General features: G+C 50.7%; 21 protein-coding genes. 11 read left to right on the forward strand and 10 right to left on the reverse strand.

Going from position 1 to position 26,279, the window contains the following annotated elements; genetic code table 11:
* Nucleotides 1–27: 27 nt before the first annotated feature.
* The 6 genes from ACJAZW_RS04245 to ACJAZW_RS04270 form a co-directional block, all read right to left on the reverse strand.
* A complete protein-coding gene (locus ACJAZW_RS04245; protein ID WP_415155629.1) occupies nt 28–2,685 on the reverse strand; it encodes a molybdopterin-dependent oxidoreductase in 2,658 nt (885 codons plus the stop codon).
* Nucleotides 2,685–3,029: a nitrite reductase small subunit NirD gene (gene nirD / locus ACJAZW_RS04250; protein ID WP_415155630.1), complete on the reverse strand. Its 345-nt coding sequence runs from the start codon at nt 3,027–3,029 to the stop codon at nt 2,685–2,687. Before nirD ends, ACJAZW_RS04245 begins: the two co-directional genes overlap by 1 nt.
* Nucleotides 3,026–5,476 carry a nitrite reductase large subunit NirB gene (nirB, locus tag ACJAZW_RS04255; protein WP_415155631.1) on the reverse strand — a complete coding sequence of 817 codons (2,451 nt, stop codon included), beginning with the start codon at nt 5,474–5,476 and terminating at the stop codon, nt 3,026–3,028. The genes nirD and nirB overlap by 4 nt, the downstream gene beginning before the upstream one ends.
* A gap of 9 nt (nt 5,477–5,485) precedes the next feature.
* Nucleotides 5,486–7,240: an ABC transporter ATP-binding protein gene (locus ACJAZW_RS04260; RefSeq protein ID WP_415155632.1), complete on the reverse strand. Its 1,755-nt coding sequence runs from the start codon at nt 7,238–7,240 to the stop codon at nt 5,486–5,488.
* A gap of 11 nt (nt 7,241–7,251) precedes the next feature.
* Complete coding sequence (locus ACJAZW_RS04265; RefSeq protein WP_415155633.1) at nt 7,252–8,331, reverse strand: ABC transporter permease; 1,080 nt, start codon at nt 8,329–8,331, stop codon at nt 7,252–7,254.
* 81 nt (nt 8,332–8,412) lie between these two features.
* Nucleotides 8,413–9,810 (reverse strand): CmpA/NrtA family ABC transporter substrate-binding protein, encoded by a 1,398-nt coding sequence (locus ACJAZW_RS04270; RefSeq protein WP_415155651.1) that lies wholly within the window; start codon nt 9,808–9,810, stop codon nt 8,413–8,415.
* Nucleotides 9,811–9,977: 167 nt separating this feature from the next.
* On the opposite strand from ACJAZW_RS04270, the gene ACJAZW_RS04275 reads away from it, so the two are divergent.
* On the forward strand, nt 9,978–10,868 hold the full coding sequence (locus ACJAZW_RS04275; protein ID WP_415155634.1) for a LysR family transcriptional regulator: 891 nt from the start codon (nt 9,978–9,980) through the stop codon (nt 10,866–10,868).
* 134 nt (nt 10,869–11,002) lie between these two features.
* Nucleotides 11,003–12,016 (forward strand): amino acid ABC transporter substrate-binding protein, encoded by a 1,014-nt coding sequence (locus tag ACJAZW_RS04280; protein ID WP_415155652.1) that lies wholly within the window; start codon nt 11,003–11,005, stop codon nt 12,014–12,016.
* Between the two features lie 39 nt (nt 12,017–12,055).
* Here the strand turns inward: ACJAZW_RS04280 and ACJAZW_RS04285 are convergent, their stop codons facing one another.
* The gene (locus tag ACJAZW_RS04285) at nt 12,056–13,552 is read right to left on the reverse strand and encodes a diguanylate cyclase domain-containing protein (protein ID WP_415155635.1); all 1,497 of its coding nucleotides are present in this window, start codon (nt 13,550–13,552) and stop codon (nt 12,056–12,058) included.
* A gap of 181 nt (nt 13,553–13,733) precedes the next feature.
* On the reverse strand, nt 13,734–15,233 hold the full coding sequence (locus ACJAZW_RS04290) for a CoA-acylating methylmalonate-semialdehyde dehydrogenase (RefSeq protein ID WP_415155636.1): 1,500 nt from the start codon (nt 15,231–15,233) through the stop codon (nt 13,734–13,736).
* A gap of 102 nt (nt 15,234–15,335) precedes the next feature.
* Between ACJAZW_RS04290 and ACJAZW_RS04295 the strand changes: the two genes are divergently transcribed.
* From ACJAZW_RS04295 to ACJAZW_RS04335, 9 genes are all read left to right on the forward strand, one after another.
* Nucleotides 15,336–16,217 carry a LysR family transcriptional regulator gene (locus ACJAZW_RS04295; protein ID WP_415155637.1) on the forward strand — a complete coding sequence of 294 codons (882 nt, stop codon included), beginning with the start codon at nt 15,336–15,338 and terminating at the stop codon, nt 16,215–16,217.
* Nucleotides 16,218–16,424: 207 nt separating this feature from the next.
* Nucleotides 16,425–17,180 carry a FadR/GntR family transcriptional regulator gene (locus tag ACJAZW_RS04300; RefSeq protein WP_415155638.1) on the forward strand — a complete coding sequence of 252 codons (756 nt, stop codon included), beginning with the start codon at nt 16,425–16,427 and terminating at the stop codon, nt 17,178–17,180.
* Nucleotides 17,181–17,318: 138 nt separating this feature from the next.
* Nucleotides 17,319–18,923 (forward strand): peptide ABC transporter substrate-binding protein, encoded by a 1,605-nt coding sequence (locus ACJAZW_RS04305; protein ID WP_415155639.1) that lies wholly within the window; start codon nt 17,319–17,321, stop codon nt 18,921–18,923.
* Between the two features lie 86 nt (nt 18,924–19,009).
* Entirely contained in the window at nt 19,010–19,975 is a 966-nt protein-coding gene (locus ACJAZW_RS04310) for an ABC transporter ATP-binding protein (protein WP_415155640.1), read from the forward strand.
* Complete coding sequence (locus tag ACJAZW_RS04315; RefSeq protein WP_415155641.1) at nt 19,972–20,931, forward strand: ATP-binding cassette domain-containing protein; 960 nt, start codon at nt 19,972–19,974, stop codon at nt 20,929–20,931. The genes ACJAZW_RS04310 and ACJAZW_RS04315 overlap by 4 nt, the downstream gene beginning before the upstream one ends.
* Complete coding sequence (locus ACJAZW_RS04320) at nt 20,928–21,854, forward strand: ABC transporter permease (RefSeq protein WP_415155642.1); 927 nt, start codon at nt 20,928–20,930, stop codon at nt 21,852–21,854. The genes ACJAZW_RS04315 and ACJAZW_RS04320 overlap by 4 nt, the downstream gene beginning before the upstream one ends.
* Before the next feature lie 3 nt (nt 21,855–21,857).
* A complete protein-coding gene (locus tag ACJAZW_RS04325) occupies nt 21,858–22,751 on the forward strand; it encodes an ABC transporter permease (protein WP_415155643.1) in 894 nt (297 codons plus the stop codon).
* Between the two features lies 1 nt (nt 22,752).
* On the forward strand, nt 22,753–23,910 hold the full coding sequence (locus tag ACJAZW_RS04330; RefSeq protein ID WP_415155644.1) for an aminotransferase class V-fold PLP-dependent enzyme: 1,158 nt from the start codon (nt 22,753–22,755) through the stop codon (nt 23,908–23,910).
* A gap of 162 nt (nt 23,911–24,072) precedes the next feature.
* On the forward strand, nt 24,073–24,585 hold the full coding sequence (locus ACJAZW_RS04335; RefSeq protein WP_415155645.1) for a winged helix DNA-binding protein: 513 nt from the start codon (nt 24,073–24,075) through the stop codon (nt 24,583–24,585).
* A gap of 2 nt (nt 24,586–24,587) precedes the next feature.
* Here ACJAZW_RS04335 and ACJAZW_RS04340 read toward each other — a convergent pair whose 3' ends face one another.
* Both ACJAZW_RS04340 and ACJAZW_RS04345 read right to left on the reverse strand, forming a co-directional pair.
* Nucleotides 24,588–25,889, reverse strand: coding sequence for a TRAP transporter large permease (locus ACJAZW_RS04340; protein ID WP_415155646.1), 1,302 nt, complete (start codon nt 25,887–25,889; stop codon nt 24,588–24,590).
* A partial coding sequence (locus tag ACJAZW_RS04345; RefSeq protein ID WP_415155647.1) for a TRAP transporter small permease subunit occupies nt 25,882–26,279 on the reverse strand: 398 nt, incomplete at its 5' end. The genes ACJAZW_RS04345 and ACJAZW_RS04340, both read right to left, overlap by 8 nt.

A 26,279-nucleotide genomic window follows, 5' to 3' on the forward strand; every position in this document is an offset into this window, starting at 1 on the left:
TGTTTGCGACTACTATTTGTGTGGCGGCTATTCTGCCGCAAGAAGGGAGCGTTCATGTATCAACTCAGCTATTTCTGCTTTGCAGGACCCACAATTGGTGCCCGCGCTTAATGTGTTACCAATGTCTTTGACGGACTGGCATCCGTTTGCCACAGCGTCCAAAATCTGATTTGCGCCAACAGAAAAACAGCTGCACACGATTGGGCCGGGGTCGGGCATGTCTTTGCTCGGGCGTCCTGCCACCATTCGGTAACGCAAAGTCGGTTCGTCAAAAATGCTGTCGAGTTGCGCCACTGCCCAACTGCGGGACACCGCAACAGACGTAGATGCGAGATAAATCGCGGTCCGCAAATGCACGCCATCAAACCAAGCAAAGCGTTGCTGGTCGGACCGGGGCGCACGAAAAGCGACATCGGCGCTGTGCATGTCGGTCTTAGCGATTTCACGCACCAGTTCGGCCAATTGGTGCTGACTGGAATGGGCAAACTCCAGCCGCCAGCCGGTTTTCGTGATCGCCTTCGCCCAATAGTCTGCGATTAGGTTTTTTGGCTCATGCCGGGTCACGGCGAAACCAAAGATCGCCATTTCGGCGCGTGCAATTTTGACTTTTGAAGTCTTCAACGCGGGTTGGCCCGAATGGGGATCAATATCGGCTTTCACAAGCTTGTTGATCGACCCAACAGAGGAATAATTGTCGCTCCAATGCATCGGGCAGAATATTTCCCCTTCACGCAGTTTATCGCTGATCAAAGCGCGCAATGTAACGGGCTGATCGTTGACGCTCAGGTTCACTAGGTCTGCCGGTTCAATGCCCAAATTGTGTGCATCTGCTCGAGATATCTCACAATATGGTTCGGCGATGTGCGCGGACAAAGTGGCGCTCTTGCCGGTGCGGGTCATGGTGTGCCAATGGTCGCGCACTCGGCCCGTGTTTAGGACCATTTTGCTTTTTGACTTGCGGCTTTGTTTGATGGGCAATTTGGTTGGTACAAAGCGCGCGCGATGGTCTGGTGTGAAAAACCGCCCATTGGCAAAAAAACGTGTCGCGCAAGGTTGTGCGTTTTTTGGTTGTGGCCATTGAAATGGGTCTAGTGCGTCATAGTCTTTGGCTGAAATTTTGGCGTATGCGCCGATGTCAAAGTCACGTGTTCCGTCATTTTGGTGTCCGGACAGCGCGGCATGTTCTGCAAAAATCTCAGCTGGGCACCTAAAGCCAAACGCATTTTCGTGGCCAAGCCGTTTGCCAACTTCTGCCATTTGCCACCAATCGGGTCGCGCCATGCCCGGCGCAGGCAAAAAGGCGCGTTGCCGCGATATGCGCCGTTCAGAGTTCGTTACGGTGCCACTTTTTTCCCCCCAGCCAATTGAAGGCAATTTGACATGCGCGAATTGGCTCGTTGTAGTTTCAGCCATAATGTCCGACACAACAACCAACGGGCAGGCGGTGAGGGCTGCCGCCACCATCGCTGTCTCGGGCATAGAGACCATCGGGTTTGTCCCCATGATCCATAAAGCTTGGATTTTGCCCGATTTAACGGCTCGGAAAAGCTCCACCGCTTTTAAACCGGGCTTTGGGGCGAGGTTCGACGTACCCCAGAACTGTGAGACCAAATCTCGATGAGTTTGGTTTTCGATGTCCATATGGGCCGCAAGCATATTGGCCAAGCCGCCAACTTCGCGCCCGCCCATGGCGTTAGGTTGCCCGGTTAGCGAAAATGGCCCCATGCCTTTGCGCCCAATGCGACCGGTCGCCAAATGGCAATTGATAATGGCATTGACTTTATCCGTTCCAATTGTCGACTGATTGACGCCTTGGCTATAACAAGTGACCACTTTTTCGGTATCGACAAATAGTGAATAAAATTCGTGAATTTGCGCTTCGCTCAATCCGGTGCGCCTTATGAGTTCGGCCTCGCTAATCTGCGTGGCCCCCACGGCTTCTGCGAACCCTGATGTGTGATCGCCAACATAATTAGTGTTCACCATTTGAGTTTTTACAATGTGTTGCAGCAACCCGTTGAACAGCGCCACGTCGCCATCGGGTTTAATCGGTAAATGTAGGTTCGCCATTTCAGCGGTTTTGGAGCGACGTGGATCGATCACCACAACGTTCAACCCCGGGCGCTGCGCTTTCGCTGCAAGAATGCGCTGGTGTAAAACCGGGTGGCACCACGCCATATTTGAGCCGACCAGCACAACAAGATCGGCGTGTTCTAAGTCTTCATAATTGCCCGGCACAGTGTCTGAGCCAAAGGCGCGTTTGTGGCCTGCAACGGTAGAGGACATACAAAGCCGCGAATTGGTATCCACATTCGCAGAACCAATGAAGCCCTTCATCAGTTTGTTCGCGACGTAATAGTCTTCGGTCAGCATCTGTCCGGACAGGTAAAACCCAACGGAATCTGGCCCATAGGTTTCAATCGTTTTTTTGAACCTATCAGCAACGTGATCGAGTGCGGTGTTCCAGCTTGTATTTTCGCCATTAACCTGCGGGTAGAGCAACCGCCCATCAAGGCTCAAAGTCTCGCCCAAAGCCGTGCCTTTGGAACAAAGTTGGCCATAATTTGCAGGATGATCCGGATCGCCTTTAATGACCACATTGCCGTCGCTTTGTGGCGTGGCGAGCACACCGCAACCAACCCCACAATAAGGACAGGTGGTGCGAATTGGGGGCATTTCGCCCATTATTGTAGCTCCTCCAAATCAAGGAACAATCGCCCGTCGCGCACCTGAATAGTAAAGGTACGGGTTTCCCCTTCATCGGCACCTTGGGCTTGCCCCGAACTTAATGAAATGACCCAATTGTGCATCGGGCAAGTGACACAGCCATCATGCACAATGCCCTGGCTTAAGGGACCGTGTTTGTGTGGACATTTATCTTCCAGTGCAAAAAATTGATCATCTGCGGTGCGAAAAATTGCGACCGTGAGATCGCCTTTATTGACGCAGCGTGCACCCCGTTGCGGCACATCGTCGGTCGCGCCGACATCGACCCAGTTTTGAGATAAAGCAAGTGAAACCATGCTCATTCTGCAGCCTCCAGATTTAGTGTGGCCAGTGGATTAAACTCGTGTTTGTCTTTGCCGGACACCCGTTCAGACCACGGGTCCACCTGCGCAAACTTTTGGCTGAACACAAATCGATCGAAATAGTTCTGACGGCGCTCTTCATCGTCCATCACTTGTTTTCGGATTTCATCCAACCCAATCCGCGCAGCCCATTTATAAATCCGCTCAAGGTAGAAACCCTGTTCCCGATACATCTGCGTCAGCGCGACAACATGCTCCAACGCTTGAGTTTCTGTGGTGACATTGCCAAGTACTTGAGTGCCCTTGATGTCGAGCCCCGCAGCGCCTGCGAAGTGGATTTCATAGCCGCTATCAACACAGATGATGCCAATGTCCTTACAAGTGGCTTCGGCGCAATTGCGCGGACAACCAGAAACGGCAAGTTTTAGTTTTGCAGGTGTCCAAGACCCCCACATGAATTTTTCAAGTTTTATGCCTAAGCCCGTGCTGTCTTGTGTGCCAAACCGACACCAATCGCTACCAACGCAGGTTTTGACTGTACGCAGGCCCTTTGCATAGGCCTGACCGGACACAAACCCGGCCTTGCCCAAATCTGCCCAAACGGCGGGCAGGTCATGCTTTTTGATGCCCAGCATATCAATGCGCTGACCGCCAGTGACTTTGACCGCCGGAATATCAAATTTATCAACAACATCGGCGATGGCGCGTAGCTCGGTCGATGAAGTCATGCCGCCCCACATGCGCGGGACAACAGAGTAGGTGCCGTCTTTTTGAATGTTGGCGTGTACCCGCTCGTTGATGTAGCGGGATTGATAATCGTCTGCGTAAATGTCCGGCCAATCGCACACCAAATAATAGTTGAGCGCAGGTCGACATTTGGCGCACCCGCAAGATGTCTTCCATTGCAACTCTTGCATCACCGCTGGGATGGTTTTGAGCTCTTTCGCTTTGATCAAGCGCCGTACATCGCCATGGCCCAAATCAGTGCATTTGCACATGGATTGCTGTGCATTTGAATCAAAACTGTCGCCCAATGTCAGCGCCATCAATTGCTCGACCAACCCGGTGCAGGTGCCGCAAGATGCAGACGCTTTTGTGTGGGCGCGCACCTCATCCAAAGTGGTGAGGCCTTTTTCGTTTATCGTGCCGACGATTTTAGATTTGCAAATGCCATTGCAGCCGCAGATTTCTGCATCATCGGGCAACGCTGCAACGGCCGCCATGGGGTCCATTGCGGCCCCACCTTGATAGGCTTGGCCAAAGATTAAAGTGTCTCGCATTTCTGAGACATCGGTCCCTTTTTTCTTGAGATCATTGAACCACGCCCCGTCGCTTGTTTCACCATATAGAACCGTGCCGATGATCCTATTGTCTTGCAGGATGATGCGTTTGTAGATCCCCGCATTTGCATCCCGCAATACGATCTCGTCGCGGTCTTCACCTTCGGCAAAGTCTCCAACCGAGAACAGGTCAATGCCGGTCACTTTGAGTTTGGTCGCCGTATCTTGATGCTGAAACTTCTGGCTGTCATCACCGCTTAAAGTATGCGCCGCGATCCGTGCCATTTCATAAAGCGGGGCAACTAGTCCATAGACTTGACCGTCGATTTCTGCGCATTCACCCAGTGACAAAATATCGGGGTCGCTGGTGCGCATTTGAGGATCAACCACAATGCCGCGATTGACGTTAAGCCCGGCTGCGGTGCCTATGCCGCCATTTGGTCGAATGCCCACAGCCATGACAACCAACGAACAATCAATCACCTCACCATTTTCAAGCTCAAGCCCTTCGACTTTTTTGTCGCCCAAAATTCGCTTTGTATTCGCGCCGATTTTAACGGCGATGCCGCGGCCTTCAAGTTCCTTTTGTAGCAAATAACCAGCGGATGGGTCGAGTTGACGCTCCATCAGCGTGGGCATTAAATGCACAACGGTGACGTCCATACCCCGGTTTTGCAATCCGGCCGCCGCTTCCAACCCTAAAAGCCCGCCGCCGATCACCACGGCTTTGTCGCGGGCTTGTGCGGCGAGCATCATCGCGGTGACATCATCTAAATCGCGGTAGGACAAAACCCCCGCCAAGTCATGCCCTGGCACAGGAATGATAAACGGGTTAGAGCCCGTCGCAATCACCAACCGGTCATAAGGGTGTATCACCCCATGATCGGAGGTGATGGTTTTGCTTTCCCGATCAATATTGATCACCTTGTGACCTTTATAAAGCATGATGTTATGCTTGATGTACCAGCCGTCACCATGGATGATGATCTCTTCAAAGCTCTTTTCGCCGGAAAGAACCGGCGAGAGCATTATCCGGTCGTAATTGACCCGAGGCTCAGCATTGAAAATGGTGACGTCATAGGCGTCGGGCGCCAGCTCGAACAGGTGCTCCAGCATCCGGCCCGGGGCCATGCCATTGCCGATAATGACCAATTTTTGTTTTGTCATAAGTGCCTCCTATTCAGCTGCAGCAACTGAAGTTGCGCGCTGTCGCGCAATCCGCGTGGCGCGTTTTTGTTTGATCGCAATCAATTGTTCGTCGCTTGGGTCTGCGCCGCCTTCATAGGCCGCCAAAAACGCGAGCAGCTCTTCGCGATAGGCGTAATAATCAGGGTGATCCAAAAGCGCTTTGCGTGACCGTGGGCGTGGTAAATCAACGTCCATGATGTTGCCGATTTTGGCGTTCGGGCCGTTCGACATCATCACCACCCGGTCAGCGAGCAATATCGCTTCATCCACATCATGGGTCACGCAAATGGCGGTGACTTTTGTGCGTTTCCACACATCCATCAGAACGTCTTGCAATTCCCAGCGGGTTAAGCTGTCGAGCATGCCAAATGGTTCATCCAACAGCAGCAATTTTGGCGACAAGGCGAAGGCGCGTGCAATCCCGACACGTTGCTTCATACCGTTGGACAAATCGCCTGCGGAACGGTGCATGCTGTCTTTAAGGCCAAGTTTTGCAAGGTAATATTCAACCACGTCGCGGCGTTCAGCTTTGCTGGCATCCGGGTAAACTTTATCAACACCCAATTCGACATTTTCATAAGCTGTAAGCCATGGCATAAGGTTGGGGGCTTGGAACACAACCGCTTTGTCAGGACCTGCATTCGAAATGTGCTGTCCATCCAGAATTATCCCGCCTTCGGTGATTTCATTAAGTCCCGCCGCCATCGACAATACAGTCGACTTTCCGCACCCAGAGTGTCCAATTAGGGTGATGAACTCCCCCTTTTTGATTTTCATATCGAACCCATCAACAACCTTTAACGGACCTTTGGGTGTCGGGTAGACCTTCTTGAGTTCAGAGAATTCGAGATAGCGCTCTTGGCGACCCGCAGCGCTCAGCTCAGCGTAGGCTTTTGGCAACCTATCCTGTTTGCCAACTGCAATTGGGGAAATGTCGGGCAGGGTGATCAAGTCTTCGTCAGTTTGTTGCGCGGCTCCAGCGTCGATCAAATAATCGGTCACTTGTGCGCGCAAATTGATGAAACGCTGATCATTATTCAGCGACGTGCGGTCCCTTGGGCGTTCAATATCGACTTTGAAATGCGGACCGAGCGTTGCGTTTGGCCCCGGTGTAAGCGGGATAATGCGGTCAGCCAACAAAATCGCTTCATCCACGTCGTTGGTGATCAGGATAATGGTTTTCTTTTCGCGTTCACAAATCTCGGCAAATTCATCTTGCAGCTTTGCGCGGGTCAGGGCGTCAAGCGCAGACAGAGGCTCATCGAGCAGCAATATTTCCGGCTGCATGGCCAAAGCCCGGGCCACCGCCACTCGTTGCCGCATACCGCCGGACAATTCAGCGGGTTTGCGACTAGCTGCATGGCTAAGCCCAACCATATCGATATAGCGGTCTACAATTTCTTTTCGTTCAGCTTTTGGCTTGCTTCTGAAAACTTGATCAACCGCAAGGCTGACATTGCCTTCAACCGTGAGCCACGGCATCAGGGAATAAGACTGAAACACGACACCGCGTTCTGGTCCCGGACCGTTTATTTCTTTGCCGCGATAAATCACTCCACCTTGTGTGGGTTTTTGCAAACCAGCAAGCGCCGAAATAAGGGTGGTTTTGCCAGTGCCAGAGAACCCAACGATGGCGATGAACTCTCCCTCTTCGACTTTAAGGTCAATGTCAGTGAGGACTTCCTGACATTGCTCCCCTTCGCCGAAATGCACTGACAAATGTGAGATTTCCAATATCGTCATGCGCGCGCCCCTTACCTGTTCGCCGAGAAGGTGAACGCGCGTTGGAGCGCAAACATCAGGCGGTCGAGCATGAAGCCAACAATGCCGATGGTCAGCACCGCCACCATGATTTTAGCCAGCGACTGGGAAGAGCCGTTTTGAAACTCGTCCCATACGAATTTACCAAGGCCAGGGTTTTGCGCCAACATTTCAGCGGCGATCAGCACCATCCACCCCACACCAAGCGATAGCCGTAGGCCTGTAAAGATCAACGGCAAGGATGATGGCAAAACCAACTTCGTGATGGTCTTGTAAGTTGGCAATTGCAGCACTTTACCCACATTCATCAGCTCCTTATCGACCGAGGCAACACCCAAGGCGGTGTTAATCAGGGATGGCCAGAGTGAGCAAAGGGTTACGGTGACAGCAGAAGTCACCAAGGATTTTGACAGCCAGTCGACCGGATTCACGTAAGTCGCAGATATAATCATCGTAACGATTGGCAACCATGCAAGCGGCGATACCGGTTTAAAGATCTGAATGAGCGGATTGATCGCGCCGTTGAAGGTTTTGGACAGTCCCGATGCAATGCCCAAAGGGACAGCAATGATGGTTGCGATGAAAAAGCCCAACGCCACAGTGATCAGCGATGTAAAAATCTGATCGATATAGGTCGGTTTGCCTGTGTAGTTACGGGTTTTGACTTTATCCTTCTTGCCGTCTGCAACCAGCTTGGCATTGCGCTCGTCTTGGCGCTGATAAAAGGCGTCCGCTTTTTCGCGTTCGCGTATGTGGTCAGCCCACAGATTCTGTGCTTGCTCAGCGACCTGCAAAGGACCTGGAATGGCACCAAGCGATGTTTGAACTGTGGGAGCCAAAGCCGCCCATGCCAATAAGAACATCACAATGCCCAACAGCGGAACAAACAGCACTTGTTTCAAAACAGGCAGTTGCTCGCGTGGGCTTTCGCCTGCTGCCATTTTTAGGAACGGCGTGAGCCATGCAAATCCAAACGCTTCAAGCCAAGAGCTTGCTTTGTTGATCCAGGCAAGGGCAATTTGCCTGAATGATCGTTCTGGATGCCCCTGGGTTGATGCGGAAATATCAGCCATGATTGTCAAACCTTATTTTATGTGGAAATGTCGCTGGCCGACAGGCAATGGGGTCGCCCACCGGCCAACGCCCTCCGCGCCCTACCTATCGTCTTGTTCGACAAGTTGATCGGTCTTTAGGCCGATTTGTAAGCTGTCGAGATAGGCGTTGGGCTTATTTGCATCGAACGCAATACCGTCGATGAAATCAGATGCTGGGGTGGGTGCTTTGTAGCCGTTGCTGTTCCACGGCACCTCCGCTTCACTAACATAGCCTTCGTCCATCAGCATTTTTGCCGCTTGCAAATAGATGTCTGGGCGGTAAACACTTTTCGCCACATCTTGATACCAAGCATCGTCTTTTTGCTCGGCGATTTGGCCCCAGCGCCGCATTTGCGTGAGGTACCAAACGGCATCTGAATAGAACGGGAAAGTTGCGTTGTAGCGATAAAACACATTGAAATCCGGCACGGCGCGCCTGTCGCCTTTTTCATATTCAAATGTGCCAGTCATTGACGCGGCAATAACCTCTTCGTCTGCGCCCACATATTCTGAGCGCGCCAATATTTCCACAGCCTCTGCTCGGTTTGCGTTGTCGTTCTCGTCGAGCCATTTCGCGGCGCGAATGAGCGCTTTGGTGAGGGCTAATGTGGTGTTTGGATATTTTTCGGTAAATTCCTTGGTGAGGCCAAAGACCTTCTCTGGGTTGTTCTTCCAGATCTCAAAGTCAGTGATCACCGGCACACCAATGCCTTTGAACACGGCGGCTTGGTTCCAAGGTTCCCCAACGCTATAACCGTGAATGGTGCCCGCTTCCAAAGTCGATGGCATTTGCGGCGGAGGCGTTACGGACAAATAGGCTTCAGCATCAATTTGCCCGGATGTGTCTGAGGGAGAATAAAACCCGGGGTGGATGCCGCCCGCTGCCAACCAGTAACGCAATTCATAATTGTGGGTCGACACCGGGAACACCATCCCCATATTGAATGTTTTACTGTCAGCCTTAAATTGCTCAATTACAGGTTTGAGCGCCGCGGCGCTGATAGGATGAATTGGTTTGTCTGCCTCGTCATAGGCAATATACGGCTTCATCATTTCCCAAACTTCATTGGAAACTGTGATGCCATTGCCGTTCAAATCCATCGAAAACGGGGTGATAATGTGGGCCTTAGTACCGTAACCGATAGTTGCGGCGAGAGGCTGACCCGCCAACATATGTGCGCCATCCAATTCGCCAGTTATGGTGCGGTCCAGCAGCACTTTCCAATTTGCTTGCGGTTCAAGAGTTACGTACAGCCCTTCGTCCTCAAAATACCCCTTTTCATAGGCAATGGCCAAAGGGGCCATGTCAGTTAGCTTGATAAATCCAAGGCGTAGCTCGTCTTTTTCAACGTCCAGCATTTCAGCAAAGGCATCGCCGCTAAAGCTTAAAAGTGCCGCAGCACTCACAAGCAAAGTCGCAGTGAGTTGAGGGATAATGGATCTTTTTATGACGCTCACAGATGTCAATTTGGGTCCTTTCTGGATCTGCAATTCGCAAGGAATGCGACCACTTCGTGTCAGTACAGTTGACCTAAATTGAAGATGCCAAATGCTGGTGATGTTGTCTGCTGCTAAAAAACACGCTAAGTGTTGCAAAAAACGCACCACTTGGAACGAGGTGACATATGCGACACATGCTCGCCCTTAAATTTATCGACGCCGTGGCGAAAGCCGGCTCCATTCGTGCCGCTGCTGAAACGATGGCCATTACGCCCTCTGCTCTGAATCGTCGGATTTTGTCGGTGGAAGAAGAATTGGGCATCGAAATTTTCGAGCGCCATTCGTTGGGCGTTCGGCTCAATAGTGCGGGCGAATTGTTCATCCAACATATACGTGCGCAAATGGCGGACCTGGAACGTGTGCGATCTCGTATCGCAGATTTGTCCGGCGTGCGGCTTGGGCATGTGCGTATTGCCACAACCAGGGGAGTTGGTGCGAACCTGTTGCCCGATCTTATTCAAAATTACAGGGCGCAATTCCCCGGTGTGACATTTTCAATCAACACGCATCGTCGCACGGAAGTGGAGCGCCAATTGCACAATCTGGATGCTGACATTGCCATTGTTTTTCAGCCTGTGCGACTGGCGGACATGCACACATTGATCCACATCCAACAGGATATCCATTGTATCCTGTCTCCCGACCATCCGTTGGCAAAGCGCAAAATATTACGGCTGGTTGACTGTTTGGAACACAACCCGCTTTTGCCGCCGCGCGGCAGCGGCGTTCGCGAACTCGTGGAAGCAGCGGCCGTAAAAAAAGGGCTGAACTGCACACCAGCGGTTGAAGCTGATGATGCGTCGCTCTTGATGAACCTTGCTTATAGGAGTGGGGGCGTAGCCTTCAGCTATCCCCATGCTGACGGGAAATCGGCTGAAGATGGTTTGTTGCGTGTCCCTTTGCATAGTGGAGAAATTGACCCAGGATTCTTGTTTGTTGGACAATTGCACAAGCGCACATTGCCCGTTGCAGCCAGCAAGTTCGTTGAAGAATTACGCAAGGCATTAGACAGCTAATGCCAAATCGTTTGCGATAACTAGGGTTGAGCGCAACGATGTTTCAACATCTGTAATTTATGATCTGTTGAAACAATGCTGTACAAAAAAGCCGATTTTCGACGGCAATGCTAGGCTAGGAATTTGATGTGAACATGATTTTGAAGGCTTTCCTTTTGGCACTGACATTGGTCGCCATGACACTTTCTGCACGCGCAAACACATTAGAAACAGTCAAATCCCGCGGACAATTATTGTGCGGGGTAAACACGGAACTGGTTGGATTTGCATTCCAACAACCCAATGGCGAATGGTCGGGTTTTGATGTTGATTTCTGCCGTGCCCTGACCGCCGCCATTTTTGGCTCGCCAGACAAGGTGCAGTTTGTGCCTTTGACGGCCAAAGAGAGACTGCCTGCGCTACAAAACGGCGTCATCGATGTTTTGTCGAGAAATACAACTTGGACATTTTCGCGTGACAACAAAGAGAAGTTAAATTTTGTTGGCGTATCTTACTATGACGGTCAGGGGTTTATGATCGCTAAAAAGGTGGGTATCGAATCAGCAAAAGACCTCAACGGCGCAAGCATTTGCGTTCAAACCAGCACAACCACAGAATTGAACCTGTTCGATTTTTTTCAAGCCAACAAAATTAAGTTTGTGCCGATCCAGATTGCAGAAGTGCGAGAGGCAGAGCTGCTCTATTTGAGCGGGAAATGCGATGTCTACACTGCCGATGCATCTGCGTTGGCAGCGACCAGAGCGAGTTTTGATAACCCCGAAGAACATACCATTTTGCCCGAGATCATTTCAAAAGAACCGCTCGGCCCCGCCGTGCGACATGGCGACGAGCAATGGACTGATCTGGTGCGCTGGACGCTTAACGCGCTCATTGCAGCAGAAGAATATGGGATTACCTCTGACAATGTCCAGACATTGGCGAAAAACACCACCAGCCCAGACATAGCGCGGCTGCTCGGTACCCAAGACAGTCTTGGAACCCAACTTGGTTTAAAAACAGACTGGGTTGTTTCAGTGCTTAATGCCACCGGAAATTATGGCGAGATCTTTGAAAGAAACATTGGCAAAAACACACCAGTTGGCCTGTCCCGCGGATTGAACGCGCAATGGCGTGACGGCGGCCTGCTTTACGCTGCGCCCTTTAGGTGATCCATAACATTTTTCGTGAGATGTTTTTCAGTAACCTGGCTAGCCCACATTGGTTTGAAAATCGGCAGCGGCACCCATTGGTTTTATGCGATCCTCGGCGAACGTGACCCTGCTTCCGCCCAACCTTTTTGAATGATACATCGCTTCATCCGCGCGGCGCATGACATCGGATGCAGTCCGGCCATCTTTTGGGGCATTGGCAACCCCAATTGAGCAACCCACAGTTAGGTCGCCATAAGGCGTCTGAATTGGCCATGCAGCCAGATCAATAAGCTCGGTCGCCAATTGTTGGGTCATTTCGCGCCCAAAGTTTTTATGTAACAGGATGACAAATTCATCGCCGCCTAGTCGAGCAACGGTGCCAAATTCCCCCACCGTTTCTTCAAAACGTCGTGCGAGATTTATCAAAATCAAGTCCCCGGCATCGTGGCCATATGTGTCGTTCAAAGGTTTGAATTTATCAAGATCGATAGTGAATAGAGTAACCGGCTGCTCGTGGCACGCCCTTATGGCTGTTTCCAACAAGTCGTCGAATTTTGAACGGTTTGCGAGCTTGGTTAGTCCGCAGTGACGTGCCATGAAACGGTTTTTGCGATTTACCAGTCCAAAAGCTTTTAAGACGCTGGCAAACTTCAAACCAACAAGAGTGGTAGACGTCAAAACAACCAACGCAAGTAGAGCAAGATAGGGTGAGGCATTTTGCAAAATCTCAGTTTTCGGCATCGTGGCGTCCCACGCCAACAATGCCACACTTGGCAGTTCACCATTGGGCAAGAACGCGAATGTTTTGCCGTCTGGTTGTTCTTCAACCCGCGCTGGGAACAAGTTCATCATGCCGATCTTTGCGGCAGTTTTGGAAAAATACAAGTTGGGAATGGGCACAGTCGCCACACTGACGAACGGACGTTCTGTCTCTATGCGCATGTTGCTTGCCGTGGGCAATACGGCCTGCACCACAATTAAGTGTAGTTTTTTGCCCAAATAACGAAAGCCAAAAGCTGTCATCGCACTATCGTCAAAAAGATAATGTGACGGCACAACATAGCCATTTTGCGCTGGCTCCTTCATTCGATCGAATTGGACATAGATATTGTGAACCAAATCCAGACTGCTGCTTATGAGTTCCTGGGTTTCATCTTGTGCGTTGGTGCCAAATTGGGTGGCGCTATAAACAAGATTTCCGGTGTCATCCAGAATGCCGAATAAGGTGAAGGCCTCGCGCGTGAGTTTGTTTGAAATCAGGCGGTCAAAATTTCGGCCTTGATCTAGCGGTTTTAGGGTTTCAACAAACAGATTATTGGTTTTGACAAGGCGTTGTTGGGCCGCAACTGAATTGGCCGCAACACGCTGCGCGTCAAATGCAACCAATTGTTGTTCCCGCGTTACGCTGATGTCGTTTGCAGCGTCGCCAGCAAACTGCATCGTGAGGTAAATCGCGGCCGCAAATGCGGCGATAAATGCAAAACAACCAAGCCAAACGTTGCGCACCAGCGTATCTGTGTGTCCACGATTTTCGGTTTCAAATTTGGCGTTCATTTCCCAGTCCAATTGGTGCGAGTGGAAAATACTAGCCGAAATCCGCTTAAAGTTTCGCTAAAATTGGGGGAGGCTAATGTCCTGAAACCGGCTGACAATTGATCCGCGATTGAGCCGACCCCTGTCGTTAAAGCAAAGAGAACTGGAATTGGGCGCACCCGTTACGGCGCGCCCCGATTGTTTAACCTAGGGTTGGCATGGAGAATTGAGCGTCATCGCGCAGACCAGTTGGCCAACGGCTGGTGGTGGTTTTCATGCGGGTATAAAACCGCACGCCTTCCATGCCATGCATATGATGATCACCAAACAACGAGGATTTCCATCCGCCAAAGCTGTAGAACGCCATTGGCACGGGAATTGGTATGTTGACTCCTACCATACCCACTTCGATATCTTGGTTGAAGGCACGGGCAACATCGCCGTCGCGCGTATAGATGGATACCCCGTTGGCATATTCGTGGCTATGGATCAGGTCCACTGCATCTTGGTAGGAATTGCGACGCACCACAGTGAGGACGGGCCCAAAAATTTCGTCGCGATAGATGGCCATGTCAGGTGACGCATGGTCGAACAATGATCCGCCAATAAAGTAGCCGTTTTCATGGCCTTGTGGCTTTTTGAATCCGCGACCGTCAACAACAAGCTTTGCGCCTTCTTCAACACCCTTATCGATATATGAGCTGACCTTTGCTAAGTGCTCGCCAGTAACCAGCGGGCCCATTTCCATACCACTTTCAAGCGACGGTCCAATTTTAAGCGCTTCAATTTTTGGGATCAGTTTTGCCACCAATGCGTCGGCCACCGCGTCGGTTACCGGCACGGCAACCGAAATGGCCATACAGCGTTCGCCAGCTGAGCCATAAGCTGCTCCCATTAGCGCGTTGGCCGCCATGTCAAGGTCAGCGTCGGGCATAATCACCATGTGGTTTTTTGCCCCCCCGAGCGCTTGCACACGTTTGCCATTGGCAGTGCCTTTTTGGTGAATGTATTGCGCAATCGGCGTGGACCCAACAAAGCTAATTGCTTTGACGTCTGGGTGTTCAAGCAGGGCGTCAACCGCCACCTTGTCGCCATTGACCACATTAAACACACCATCAGGTAGCCCTGCTTCTTTCAGCCATTGTGCGATCAGCATTGGGACAGACGGATCGCGTTCACTAGGCTTGAGAATAAATGTATTGCCTGTCGCTAGCGCCACCGGGAACATCCACATAGGCACCATGGCGGGGAAGTTGAACGGCGTGATGCCCACCACGACACCAAGGGCTTGGCGCACCATGTGGCTATCGACGCCGGTGCCGACATTTTCTGAGAACTCGCCCTTGATAAGGTGCGGAATACCGGTGGCAAATTCCACCACTTCCAAACCACGCGTCACTTCGCCTTGCGCGTCGTCAAAGGTCTTGCCATGTTCATTTGAAATGGCACGTGCCAAGTCGTCCAACCGCTCCCAAAGGATTGATTTAAATCTGTCCAATATTCGAGCACGTCGAAGAGCCGGGGTCTTTGACCAAGCCGGCCAAGCGGCTTTGGCGGCAGCCACCGCAACATCCACTTCACCGCGACCTGCCAGTGCCACCTGTCCGCTGATCTCGCCCGTCGATGGGTTGAAAACATCTTTTGCGTTGCCCGATGTTCCAGCAATCGCTTGGTTCGATATGAAATGCCCAATTTGGATCATGGTGTCGTGTCTCCTGTTAAGTTCATACAAATTTACGACTTGTAAAAATGAAATTATACAATCAATATTGAGCAACTGAATTGCAAAAAATGAGATAAGAATATGAACTGGGACGATGCACGTTTGTTTTTGGCGGTTGGTCGGCACGGCCAGTTTTTGGCCGCATCACGCTATTTAGGGGTCAATCAGGCAACCTTAAGCCGCCGCATTTCCGCGCTGGAAGCAGCGGTGGGTAGCAAATTGTTGACACGCCGCACCAATGGGTGTGAGCCAACAGATGCCGGCAAAAAATTGTTGGTCTCACTTGAGCGCGCAGAAAGTGAGATACTTGGTGGCCTGGATGGTATGGCACACCGCGATGCGGAAATCAGTGGCACCGTGCGCATTGGCGCACCGGACGGGTTTGGCGTGGGTTTTCTGGCGTCCAGAATGGGCGCACTTGACGATATCTATCCGAACATAAAAATTGAGCTGGTACCTGTGCCACGCAGTTTTTCTTTGTCGCAGCGCGAGGCAGATATTGCGATTATGGTTGGCCGGCCCGATAGAGGGCGCTTGGTGACGCGAAAACTCACAGATTATAGTTTGGGGCTTTATGCATCGCCTGCCTATTTGGATCGGGCAGGTCGACCAAACGAGCGCGCGGATCTTTCAAATCATCGGCTAATTGGTTTCGTAGATGACCTGATTTATGCGCCTTCGCTTGATTACACCCATGAATTTTTGCGAAACTGGCGGTCAAGCGTTGCCATTTCAAGCGCTGCTGGACAACTGGAAGCGGCTAAAGGCGGCGCTGGCATTGCCATTTTGCACGACTATTTGGTGAAAAAAGAAACCGGGCTTGTACCTGTCATGCCAGAGCACAAAATTTCCAGATCTTACTGGCTTGCTGTGCACGAAAGTCAACGCGATTTAGCACGGATATCCGCCGTGAATAAATTTCTCGTGGACCTGGTGGGCAAAGAGCGCGGTCTTTTTGCGTAGACGAGCCGTGATTATGGGTGAGGACTGTTATTGGTAAACTGCACGTCAAAAGTGGGCAAAATCAGTTTTTCGTGGCGCTACGCAACCAGCACTCAGTTGCCTGGCTTTTAGTGAAAAGTTGACGCCTTGCAGGCATTTTACCACAAACAGTATTGACTCTTAAAGTTGTCAGACATATTACATCATATAAATACAGGGAGCGAGCCGTTGGTTGACGTTACGTCAAAATCGAAAAAGCAGGAAAGTTCAAAAACCGCTGCGAAGTTGTTGCCCAAAATTGAGCGCAAAAGCAGAACGGCTGAAGTTTTAGATGCTTTGGTGCATATGATTGAAGGCGCTGACCTGCAAGTCGGTGATGCGCTCCCCTCCGAAACCTTGTTGGCAGATCAACTCGGCGTTGGCCGCTCTACAATTCGCGAAGCGTTGAACCGTTGGGAAGGGTTGGGACTTGTGCGCCGCCGTCGCGGCTCCGGCACCTACATAACAGCGACAATAAAATCCTCCAAGGGACTTGGTTCGACAACAACGAAGTTGGAAGCCGAAGGCTTGCTCCGTATTCTTGATGTACGCCGCACGTTGGAAAAAGAAGTGGTACGCCGCGCCGCCGAAAACATTTCAGATGGCCAGATCGACAAAATGCGGATCGCCTACAAAAAAATGGAACGGCTCGTCAATGAAGGGCTGCGCTGGCGTGAGGCTGACCATGAGTTTCACGGCGTGATTTATGAGGCTAGCGGCAACACCATGTACGGCCAAGTGATCAGAAATGTCGATGACGCATTTCACGCGTCAAAGGTCTCCAATTCACCGTTTGAAGACCCCGCATTTGGTTTCCGCTCCGTACCCCTGCACGACAATTTATGTGATGCAATTGCCCGGCGCGCTGCCGACGACGCGGTGGCTGCAATCACGAAAATTCTGGATTTGGTAGAGCAGGAGGTTCGATCAGTTTCAGATAGTTAAAGCAACGATCCCTTTTGCGTGAGCGTGGATCGAACAATAATAATTTAGCGCGTCAATCATTCAAACCGCGGGCCAATCCGGAAAAAATGTCATTTCTGGGAACGAGAAAACTATGCCCGCGACAAAAGGGAGATGAAAATGAAACACCTATTCAAACTCGCGGGAGTTTTGGCCGCCGGGTTGCTGATTGGGTCGGGAGCCGCCGTTGCGCAGAGCAGCATTACCGGCTTCCATGATTCAACGTCTGGTACGTACATGGACTATATGAAAACAGTCTATGCTCGCGCGGGCAAACCTGAGCTCTTGCAATTGCCACTCACCGCTTTTGACAAGGAATATGATCTTGTTGGTTTGGCGGCACAAAGCTGGTCTCAGTCCGAAGATGGCCTAACATGGACCATCAATCTTCGTGACAATCTCACCTGGTCAGATGGACAACCTTTGACCTCGCAAGATTATCTGTTTTCTCTGCAAAGAGCGGCAACTTCTGGGTATGACTTCGCATGGTATTGGGATTTTGCTGGCGGCGTGAAAAACTGGAAAGCTGTGACCGAAGGCACAATGGATGTGTCTGAATTGGGCCTTGGTGCTCCAGACGCCTATACACTGACGGTCACAACAGAGACGGCAAAACCGTACCTGCCCAGTGTTGTTTCACTTTGGTATCCGGTGCCAAAACACATCTGGGACCAATTTGGCGATGACTATGCCGCCAATGTGGATACACTTGTGTCATCGGGCGCGTTTAAACTGGACAGTTGGGAAAAATCCACCAACAAAATGGTCTTTTCAAAACGTGACGATTACAATGGTCCATGGCCTGCCATGATCGACCAAGTCATTATTGATCCATCCGTTGGTGCACCAGAAGTTGGTTTCCCCGCTTATTTGGCGGGCGATACAGACCTCACGAACTTAAACGCAGGTCAAATCCCGTTCGCAGAAGCCAAATATAAAGAGCAGCTGCGCACAAATGCGATCTTTGCAGTATCCTACTTCTCGTTTGATCTTGAGGCTGAACCGTTCAATAATCTTGATGTGCGTAAAGCGCTTTGGTACGCGATTGACCGCGATGAAATGACATCAACGGTTCTCAAGAACTTGGCCATTCCAGCCAAATCTTTGCTGGCCCCGGGCTTCCCTGGTTACAATGAAGAACTGACCAAATATGCAACTTTCGACCCTGAAAAGGCGCGCGAATATTTGGCCAAAGCTGGATATCCAAATGGAGAAGGTTTCCCAAAAATCGAGGTTTGGTACCGCAAGCAAGGTGGCTATAATGGCGCGATTACCGCCCCAATGCTGCAATATTTGCAGGCCGAGTTCAAAGAGATTTTGGGTATCGATATGGACATTAAAGTGATGAGTATCCAAGAGTGGATGGATGCTTTGCTGAACAAGAAAAACAGCTTGTTCCTATCGCCTTACGAGTTCGATTATCTTGATCCAAGCAACTTCTACGGCATTTTCTACAATGGCGGACGTCACTCGCACTTCCTTGATTCTTACGATGAGTTGGTCGCCCAAGCGGATAGCAACCCAGATTGGGAAACACGTCTGGAATTGTACGAAAAAGCTGAAATGGAATTGATCAACAATGTGTCGATCATTCCTCTAATGCACCCAATCACAACGTCCTTGATTAAGAACGAAGTGAAAGGTGATGGAACCTCGCCAAACGCGCTTGGTTTCTCGCCATTGGATGCGCGCATCACCTACTTCTACACTCATGTGACGAAGTAGACTGCAAAAGGTCGCGGCGTTTTCGAAATCCTCCCGATGGGTGAGGCGTCGCGACCTTTAAAGCAAGATGGAGTTTGGTAAGCGTAATGTCATTGATAGAAATCGAAAATCTAAGCGTTAGTTTTTCTAGCCCAGATGGCGAAGTCCAAGCGGTGCGGGACGTGTCCCTGACGCTAAATGAGGGCCAAAGCCTAGGCGTCGTCGGGGAATCTGGATCTGGCAAGTCCGTATCGCTGATGGCGCTTTTACGCCTTTTGCCTGCACATGCGGCAACAGTAAAAGCCAACAAACTTATGTTGGATGGCGTCGACATGCTCACCTGTAAGAAAGATGATCTAACAAGGGTGCGTGGCAAAATCGCATCGCTGGTTTTTCAAGATCCAATGGCGTCGTTCGATCCACTGTTTAAGATCGGCAGTCAGCTAACCGAAACAGTTTTATCCCATTTTGAAGTGGCCATGCCAGAGGCGAAAGCCCGCGTTGAGAAAATGTTGGACCGCGTTGAAATGCCAGATTCTCAACGGGTGATGTCTAGCTACCCCCATCAACTTTCCGGCGGCATGTTGCAACGTGCAATGATTGCAATGGCGCTGGTTTGTGAACCCAAAGTGCTGATTGCCGATGAACCCACAACCGCCTTGGATGTCACGGTGCAAGCACAAATTTTACAGCTGATCGGCGACTTGCAGGAAGAAACCGGCATGGGCCTGATCATGATTACCCATGACCTTGGTGTGGTCGCAGAAACCGTTGACGATATCGTGGTGATGTATGGCGGCAAGGTGATGGAGCAAACCTCGGTATTTGACCTGTTTGATCAACCACGGCATCCATATTCCAAAGCGCTTTTGGAGAGCATCCCCGGCCAAGTAGCCGGCAAAAGAAAACTCAAAGAAATTCCCGGCCAATCGCCAAATCCGGTTTCGCCACCTGCCGGTTGCCCGTTTCATTTTCGCTGCGAATTGGCCGACCAAAACTGCGCTACACAAATGCCACCGCTCACACGGTGGGACAACACGCATGCAACCGCGTGCTTGAAGGTTGCCTCATGAACCACGCACTGGAAATCAAAAACCTTTCCAAAAGCTTTTACAAAAAGCAAGCCAGCAAGGGTTTTTTCCGCTCAAATTTGGTGGAGCACTGCGCCGTCGATAATGTCAGTATTGTGGTGCCAGAGCGCAAAATTGTGGGTTTGGTTGGCGAAAGTGGTTCGGGGAAATCGACTGTGGGGTTGATGTCCATGCGTTTGCTGGAGCCGTCGGGCGGCAATATCATCTTAAACGGGACAGATATCACAAAGCTTTCCCCGGAAGAGCTAAAGCCGCATCGCGCGCAAATGCAGATCATCTTTCAGGACAGTTATTCGTCGCTCAACCCGATGATGACGCTTTGGGAAATTGTGGCGGAACCATTCGTCATCCACAAAATGCATGACGCCAAACAGCGACGTGTAAAGGCGAAAGAATTGCTCGACATTGTTGGATTGGGCAGCGTCTTTGCCAATCGCTATCCCCATGAATTGTCTGGCGGGCAACGACAACGTGTGTCCATTGCGCGGGCGCTGGCCCTAAAGCCAAAGGTGCTGATTGCAGATGAACCGACGTCAGCGCTCGACGTTTCCGTCAAAGCCCAAGTGATCAATTTGTTGCATGATTTGCAATCGGAGATGGGGCTTTCCATCTTGTTTATCAGCCACGAGCTTTCGGTTGTTCGGTCTTTGGCTGATCAGATCGTCGTCATGCATCGCGGTCGGATTGTTGAACAAGCACAGACAGAGCAAATTTTTCAAAATGCGCAGCACCCCTATACGCAATCGCTGCTGGACAGCATTCCCGTGCTAAACCCGCATCTGCGCCGACGCCGCTCTTTCCAATCAGCCGAAGAACTGACGGCGAAGAAGCCACGCCTGCCCAAGGATAGCTTCATAAACCCTGAAAATCCCAATCTGGCGCAAGTCTCAGATAATCACTTTGTGGATGCCGAACCCTTGGAAGGAAGAAGCCTATGATTGGTTATGTCGTTCGCCGCCTATTGTCGATCAGCGTCACGTTCATCGTGGTGTCGATCCTAGTGTTCATCATGATGCATGCCGTGCCCGGGGGGCCATTTGATGCGACCGAAATGCCGGTTTCCGCAGCAGTGCGGGCCAAAATCATGGCCCAATATGGGTTGGATCAACCGCTATATGTGCAATATCTCAAATATATGTGGGGCGTTTTGCATTTCGACTTTGGGGTGCCATTCCAAAGCCCCGGCGAGACAGTGATCCAGCTGTTAAGTCGCGCTTGGGTGCCAAGTTTGGTGCTTGGAGGCGCTGGTGTGCTCATAGGTGCGCCGCTTGGCATCGCGCTTGGGCTCTATGCAGCACTGAACCGCAACAGCTGGATTGACTATTTTGCCTCGGCCCTTGCCACCTTGGGTTTGACGATCCCGGTATTTGTCACATCAATGCTACTGATTTTGGTGTTCGCGGTTTGGCTTGGCTGGCTCCCGGCAAGCGGGTGGGGCAGTCCCAAAAACTGGGTCTTGCCGATCATCGCCTATGCCGCCATTCCGCTCGCAACATATGCGAGGTACACGCGCTCTGCGATGCTTGATACGCTCAACAAGCCCTTCGTCACGGTGCTTCGGGCCAAAGGATTGTCAGAGCGCGATGTGATCTTCAAACACGTTTTGCGAAATTCGGCGATCCCCATGGTGACGGTGTTCTTACCCATGTTTATCGGTACAGCAACGGGCAGTATTTTTGTTGAAGCCATGTTCCGGGTGCCAGGCCTTGGTGCCTATTTTGTATCGAGTATTGAATCGCGAGACTACCCGCTAGAGATGGCGCTGGTTTTGATGATCACACTGATGTTTTGCCTCGCTTATTTCTTGGCAGATATTGCCTATGCGCTGCTTAATCCGCGCATTCGTTTGGGAGGGAAATAGACCATGAGTATTTCAACACCCGCCCCAACAACCGATCTGCCAAGTAAGTCACGTGGCGCAGCTTATTACGCATGGCATCGGTTCTTGGCGAACAAAGGCGCTGTTGTTTCTGGCGCACTATTATTGTTCATTTTGTTGATGGCTGTCTTTGCGCCTTTCCTAACTGGCGTTGGACCGAACGAGCAAAAATACCTGACAAGCGTATTGTCTTTCCCCTCAGCCGAACACTGGTTTGGCATAGATGATTTGGGCCGCGATTATTTTACTCGAATTGTGCACGGCGCGCGCGTTTCAATTTCCATAGGCTTGGTTGCCGCGACGTTTAGCGTGTTGATCGGTTTGCCATTGGGTGCCATCGCTGGTTATTTCGGTGGCACGATGGACTGGTTCATCATGCGCATTATTGAGATTTTTTCCGTGGTGCCACCTTTGTTGGCCGCTCTTTTGCTCGCAGCGCTTTCAAACGGCGGATATTTCAACATCGTGTTGATCGCCGCTTTATTCGGTTGGGTTCAGGTTTGCTTGATGGTGCGCGCGCAAGTGATGGCGTTTCGCAATAAAGAGTTTATTCGAGCCGCACAGGCCCTTGGTGGGTCCACTTGGTATATTATTATGCGGCACATCATTCCCAATTCAATTTCCCCAATCATCGTTGGGTTTGTTTTGGCTATTCCACTGGCGATGATGCTTGAAGCAGGCTTGAGCTTTTTGGGCGTGGGTATTCCGCCGCCAACACCAAGTTGGGGTCAAATGATCAATTTGGGGATCAGCTTTATGTTTTATTATTGGCATTTGGCTTTGTTCCCAACGTTAGCTTTAGCCATTACGGTTTTGGTTGTCACAATGTTTGGCGATGGGCTGCGTGATGCGCTCGATCCAACACTTAAAGGTCGCTAGTATGACGACGAATTTCTCCGAGTATTTTTTGCTGCAAAAAGGGCTGACCTTCCTCAATCACGGCTCGTTCGGTTCTTGCCCAAAGCCGGTTTTTCAAAATTATCAAGATTGGCAATTGCGGCTTGAACAACAACCCGTCGCCTTTCTTGATCAAGAGCGTGATCTCATTATCAACCTGTCCAAGCCGCGCGAAGCGCTGGCAAAGATTTTCAAAACATCGGCGCAAAATCTCGTGCGGGTGACCAACGCAACCACGGGGTTAAATGCTATCGCTCGGTCTATTGCGTTAGCTGAGAATGACGAAATTCTAACAACAGATCACGAATATGCGGCGGTTGAAAACACATGGGAGTTTTTGGTGCGCAAAGTTGGCGCCAAAATCGTTCGCGCCAAAGTTACTTTGCCGCTTGTGTCAAAAGATCAGTTTTTTGACGACCTTGTGGGCCAAATGAATAAACATACAAAAATCTTGTTGCTCAGCCACATCACCTCGCCAACTGCATTGCTGTTTCCCATCAAACGTGTTGTCGATGAAGCCCGCCGTCGTGGCATCATTACGGTTATTGATGGCGCACACGCGCCCGGATTGATTGACTTGGATTTGGATGCTTTGGGTGCAGATTTTTATGTGGGCAATTGCCATAAATGGTTGCTCGCCCCCAAGGGGGCAGGTTTTTTGTGGGCGCACCCCAATTGGCACCTCAAGTTGGAACCTTTGGTGATCAGCCATGGCTGGAACGTTAAGGACCGCAAGGAAGATCGAACTGCGTTTTTGGATAGCTTTGAAATTCAGGGTACGCAAGACCCTTCAGCATGGCTTGCCGTGCCTGCCGCCCTGGAGTTTCGTAAAACGCACAACTGGGACCAGGTCAGTGTGGCTTGCAATCAACTTGCACAAGATGTCGCCAAACGGATTACAGATATCACCAAAATTTCGCCGCTCAGTTCACCTGAATTTTGTGCCCCACAAATGGTCGCCATGCCGATGCCCAAAACCGACCCCAAGGCTTTAAAATCCTATCTTTTGAACGACAAGAATATCGAATTGCCGGTGTTTGAATGGAACGGGCGAACAATCGTTCGTGTTTCAGTCGCTGCTTATAACAGCACTGAAGATTTGGACAAGTTGGTTGAAGCGCTGCAAGATTACTTCGCCTAACAGCAACTCAACAACAATTCCCTGTTGTATGTCCGAATTTCTGGCTCCCCAATTGCAAAATTTGTCGAAAGGGGTCTGGTCGACAGCGCCTATCATCGATAAAATACCAGCGATTTGAAAATGAAAAGTGGATGAAAACCCATTTTTTGAGCAGCAGAAAGCATGTTTATGAAAAAGCGTCGGATTGTTTCATCACGTCATTTGGCTTCAGCGGAAGGTTGGCAACTTTCTGAATTCGAATATGGATTGATCATCGCCTATAACGGCTTTAACCGCTGGATGACCAAGTGCATGATCGCGTCTGGTTATCCCGAATTGTCATCGTTGGAAATCTTGGTGCTGCACAATGTCAACCATCGAGAACGGCAAAAACGTCTGACCGATATCTGCTTTCTATTGAATATCGATGACAGCCACACCGTCAATTATGCGCTTAAAAAGCTGCTCAAAGCAGGGCTTATTCAGAGCGAAAAGCGCGGCAAAGAAATGTTCTATTCAACCACTGAAGTTGGATTTGAACTTTGCGACAAATATCGTGAAATTCGCGAACAATGTTTGCTCGATGGTCTCAACCACCTTGAGGTCGATAAAGATCAACTGAGTGAAATGGCGGCAATGATGAGGACGCTATCTGGCCTTTATGATCAGGCCTCACGCGCAGCGTCCTCATTATAGGTTTAGCCTCGCATCAAGTTTGGTAGTGCGGTCACAATTTGCGGGAAGGTTGTAATCAAGACAACCGCAACAAGCAGCAACACAAAGAATGGCAATGCCGCTTTGGCGATCTTGAAGATGTTGTAGCCCGTCAATCCCTGGATCACAAACAGGTTGAATCCAACGGGCGGGGTGATTTGACTCATCTCAACAACGATCACCAAATAGATACCAAACCACAATGGGTCAATGCCCGCTGCGTCGATCATCGGCATAATAATCGCTGTGGTCAGCACCACCACTGAAATGCCGTCCAGAAAACAGCCCAAAACCACGAAGAATACTGTCAGTGCTGCAAGCAATGCCCACGGGCCGAGGTTGAGTGTATCGATCCAGCTCGCAAGATTGCGCGGAATGCCAGTAAAGCCCATTGATACGGTCAGAAACGCAGCGCCCACCAGAATGAAAGCAATCATGCAAGATGTAATGGTAGCACTCATCGCGCTTTGCTTAAACATGTCCCAACTCAAAGAGCCGCTGGACCATGCCAACACAAGCGACAACACCACACCAACCGCTGCAGCATCTGTGGGGGAGGCAATGCCCGCATAGATCGAACCGATTACACCCACGATTAACGCAAGTACCGGGATGAGCCGTTTGGACGCGCGGAGCTTTTCGACAAAAGAAAAATTCAACTCTTCTTTCGGGAAAATTTCAGGCTTCCACAACGCGATCACTGCAATATATGCGGCAAACATGCCCACTAGCATAATGCCGGGCAAAATGCCTGCAATGAACAGGCGCGCGATAGATTGTTCGGTGGACACCCCATATACGATCAAAATAATCGACGGCGGAATGAGCAGCCCCAAAGTGGCTGACCCCGCAAGCGTGCCCAAAATCAAACTATCAGGATACCCGCGCTTTTGCAGCTCAGGTACGCTCATTTTCCCGATAGTTGCGGCTGTTGCCGCCGATGAACCGGAAACCGCAGCAAAAATTGCGCACCCCAAAATGTTCACGTGCAGCAACTTGCCTGGAACTTTGCCAAGCCACGGTGTCAGGCCGGTAAACATGTCCTCAGATAATCGCGACCGTAGCAATATTTCGCCCATCAGAATAAACAATGGCAGCGCCGCGAGCGCCCATGAATGGCTGTTCCCCCAAAATGTTGTGGCCAAAATCGGGGCCAGCGGCGCGGAAGTGAACATCACCATGCCCAAGGCGCCAGTCAATGTAAGGGCGAACCCAACCCACATACCCATCGCCAGCATGGTGAACAATGCGCCAACCAAAATGGCAATCATGAAAAGCTCAGACATCATGTTGCTCCTCTTCAATCTTGTCGATTGGCCCAGCATCCGTTTTGCCAAGAATTGCGCCAACCGCATTGTCGATCAAGGCGATCGTGAAAAGTGTTAACCCCAGCAACAATGTACTTTGTGGTATCCATAATGGAATTGGGATGATGCCAGTTGAAACATCGCCATATTCAATCGACTCCATGATGAAGCCAGTCATTGCGTAAGTCATAAAAGCGGCCGCAGCGGCACATAATAACAGCGTGCAGACCTCAACAAACCGCCCAAGCTTTCCGTGCAGCATGTCCCGGAAAAGCGTTACGCGAATATGGCCGTCATGTTTGAGCGTATATGAAAGTGCCAAAAACGAAGCAGCTGCCAACAAAAAACCAGCAAAATCAGCATATGATG

Origin of the sequence: Maritalea sp. (genome assembly GCF_047634455.1) — a bacterium.
GTDB lineage: Bacteria > Pseudomonadota > Alphaproteobacteria > Rhizobiales > Devosiaceae > Maritalea.

What these genes read in the sequence shown, in the direction of transcription:
- ACJAZW_RS04245 (WP_415155629.1), bottom strand. Translation starts at nt 2,685, where the DNA reads ATGGGCGAAATGCCCCCAATTCGCACCACCTGTCCTTATTGTGGGGTT.
- nirD (WP_415155630.1), bottom strand. Translation starts at nt 3,029, where the DNA reads ATGAGCATGGTTTCACTTGCTTTATCTCAAAACTGGGTCGATGTCGGC.
- nirB (WP_415155631.1), bottom strand. Translation starts at nt 5,476, where the DNA reads ATGACAAAACAAAAATTGGTCATTATCGGCAATGGCATGGCCCCGGGC.
- ACJAZW_RS04260 (WP_415155632.1), bottom strand. Translation starts at nt 7,240, where the DNA reads ATGACGATATTGGAAATCTCACATTTGTCAGTGCATTTCGGCGAAGGG.
- ACJAZW_RS04265 (WP_415155633.1), bottom strand. Translation starts at nt 8,331, where the DNA reads ATGGCTGATATTTCCGCATCAACCCAGGGGCATCCAGAACGATCATTC.
- ACJAZW_RS04275 (WP_415155634.1), top strand. Translation starts at nt 9,978, where the DNA reads ATGCGACACATGCTCGCCCTTAAATTTATCGACGCCGTGGCGAAAGCC.
- ACJAZW_RS04280 (WP_415155652.1), top strand. Translation starts at nt 11,003, where the DNA reads ATGATTTTGAAGGCTTTCCTTTTGGCACTGACATTGGTCGCCATGACA.
- ACJAZW_RS04285 (WP_415155635.1), bottom strand. Translation starts at nt 13,552, where the DNA reads ATGAACGCCAAATTTGAAACCGAAAATCGTGGACACACAGATACGCTG.
- ACJAZW_RS04290 (WP_415155636.1), bottom strand. Translation starts at nt 15,233, where the DNA reads ATGATCCAAATTGGGCATTTCATATCGAACCAAGCGATTGCTGGAACA.
- ACJAZW_RS04295 (WP_415155637.1), top strand. Translation starts at nt 15,336, where the DNA reads ATGAACTGGGACGATGCACGTTTGTTTTTGGCGGTTGGTCGGCACGGC.
- ACJAZW_RS04305 (WP_415155639.1), top strand. Translation starts at nt 17,319, where the DNA reads ATGAAACACCTATTCAAACTCGCGGGAGTTTTGGCCGCCGGGTTGCTG.
- ACJAZW_RS04310 (WP_415155640.1), top strand. Translation starts at nt 19,010, where the DNA reads ATGTCATTGATAGAAATCGAAAATCTAAGCGTTAGTTTTTCTAGCCCA.
- ACJAZW_RS04315 (WP_415155641.1), top strand. Translation starts at nt 19,972, where the DNA reads ATGAACCACGCACTGGAAATCAAAAACCTTTCCAAAAGCTTTTACAAA.
- ACJAZW_RS04320 (WP_415155642.1), top strand. Translation starts at nt 20,928, where the DNA reads ATGATTGGTTATGTCGTTCGCCGCCTATTGTCGATCAGCGTCACGTTC.
- ACJAZW_RS04325 (WP_415155643.1), top strand. Translation starts at nt 21,858, where the DNA reads ATGAGTATTTCAACACCCGCCCCAACAACCGATCTGCCAAGTAAGTCA.
- ACJAZW_RS04330 (WP_415155644.1), top strand. Translation starts at nt 22,753, where the DNA reads ATGACGACGAATTTCTCCGAGTATTTTTTGCTGCAAAAAGGGCTGACC.
- ACJAZW_RS04335 (WP_415155645.1), top strand. Translation starts at nt 24,073, where the DNA reads ATGTTTATGAAAAAGCGTCGGATTGTTTCATCACGTCATTTGGCTTCA.
- ACJAZW_RS04340 (WP_415155646.1), bottom strand. Translation starts at nt 25,889, where the DNA reads ATGTCTGAGCTTTTCATGATTGCCATTTTGGTTGGCGCATTGTTCACC.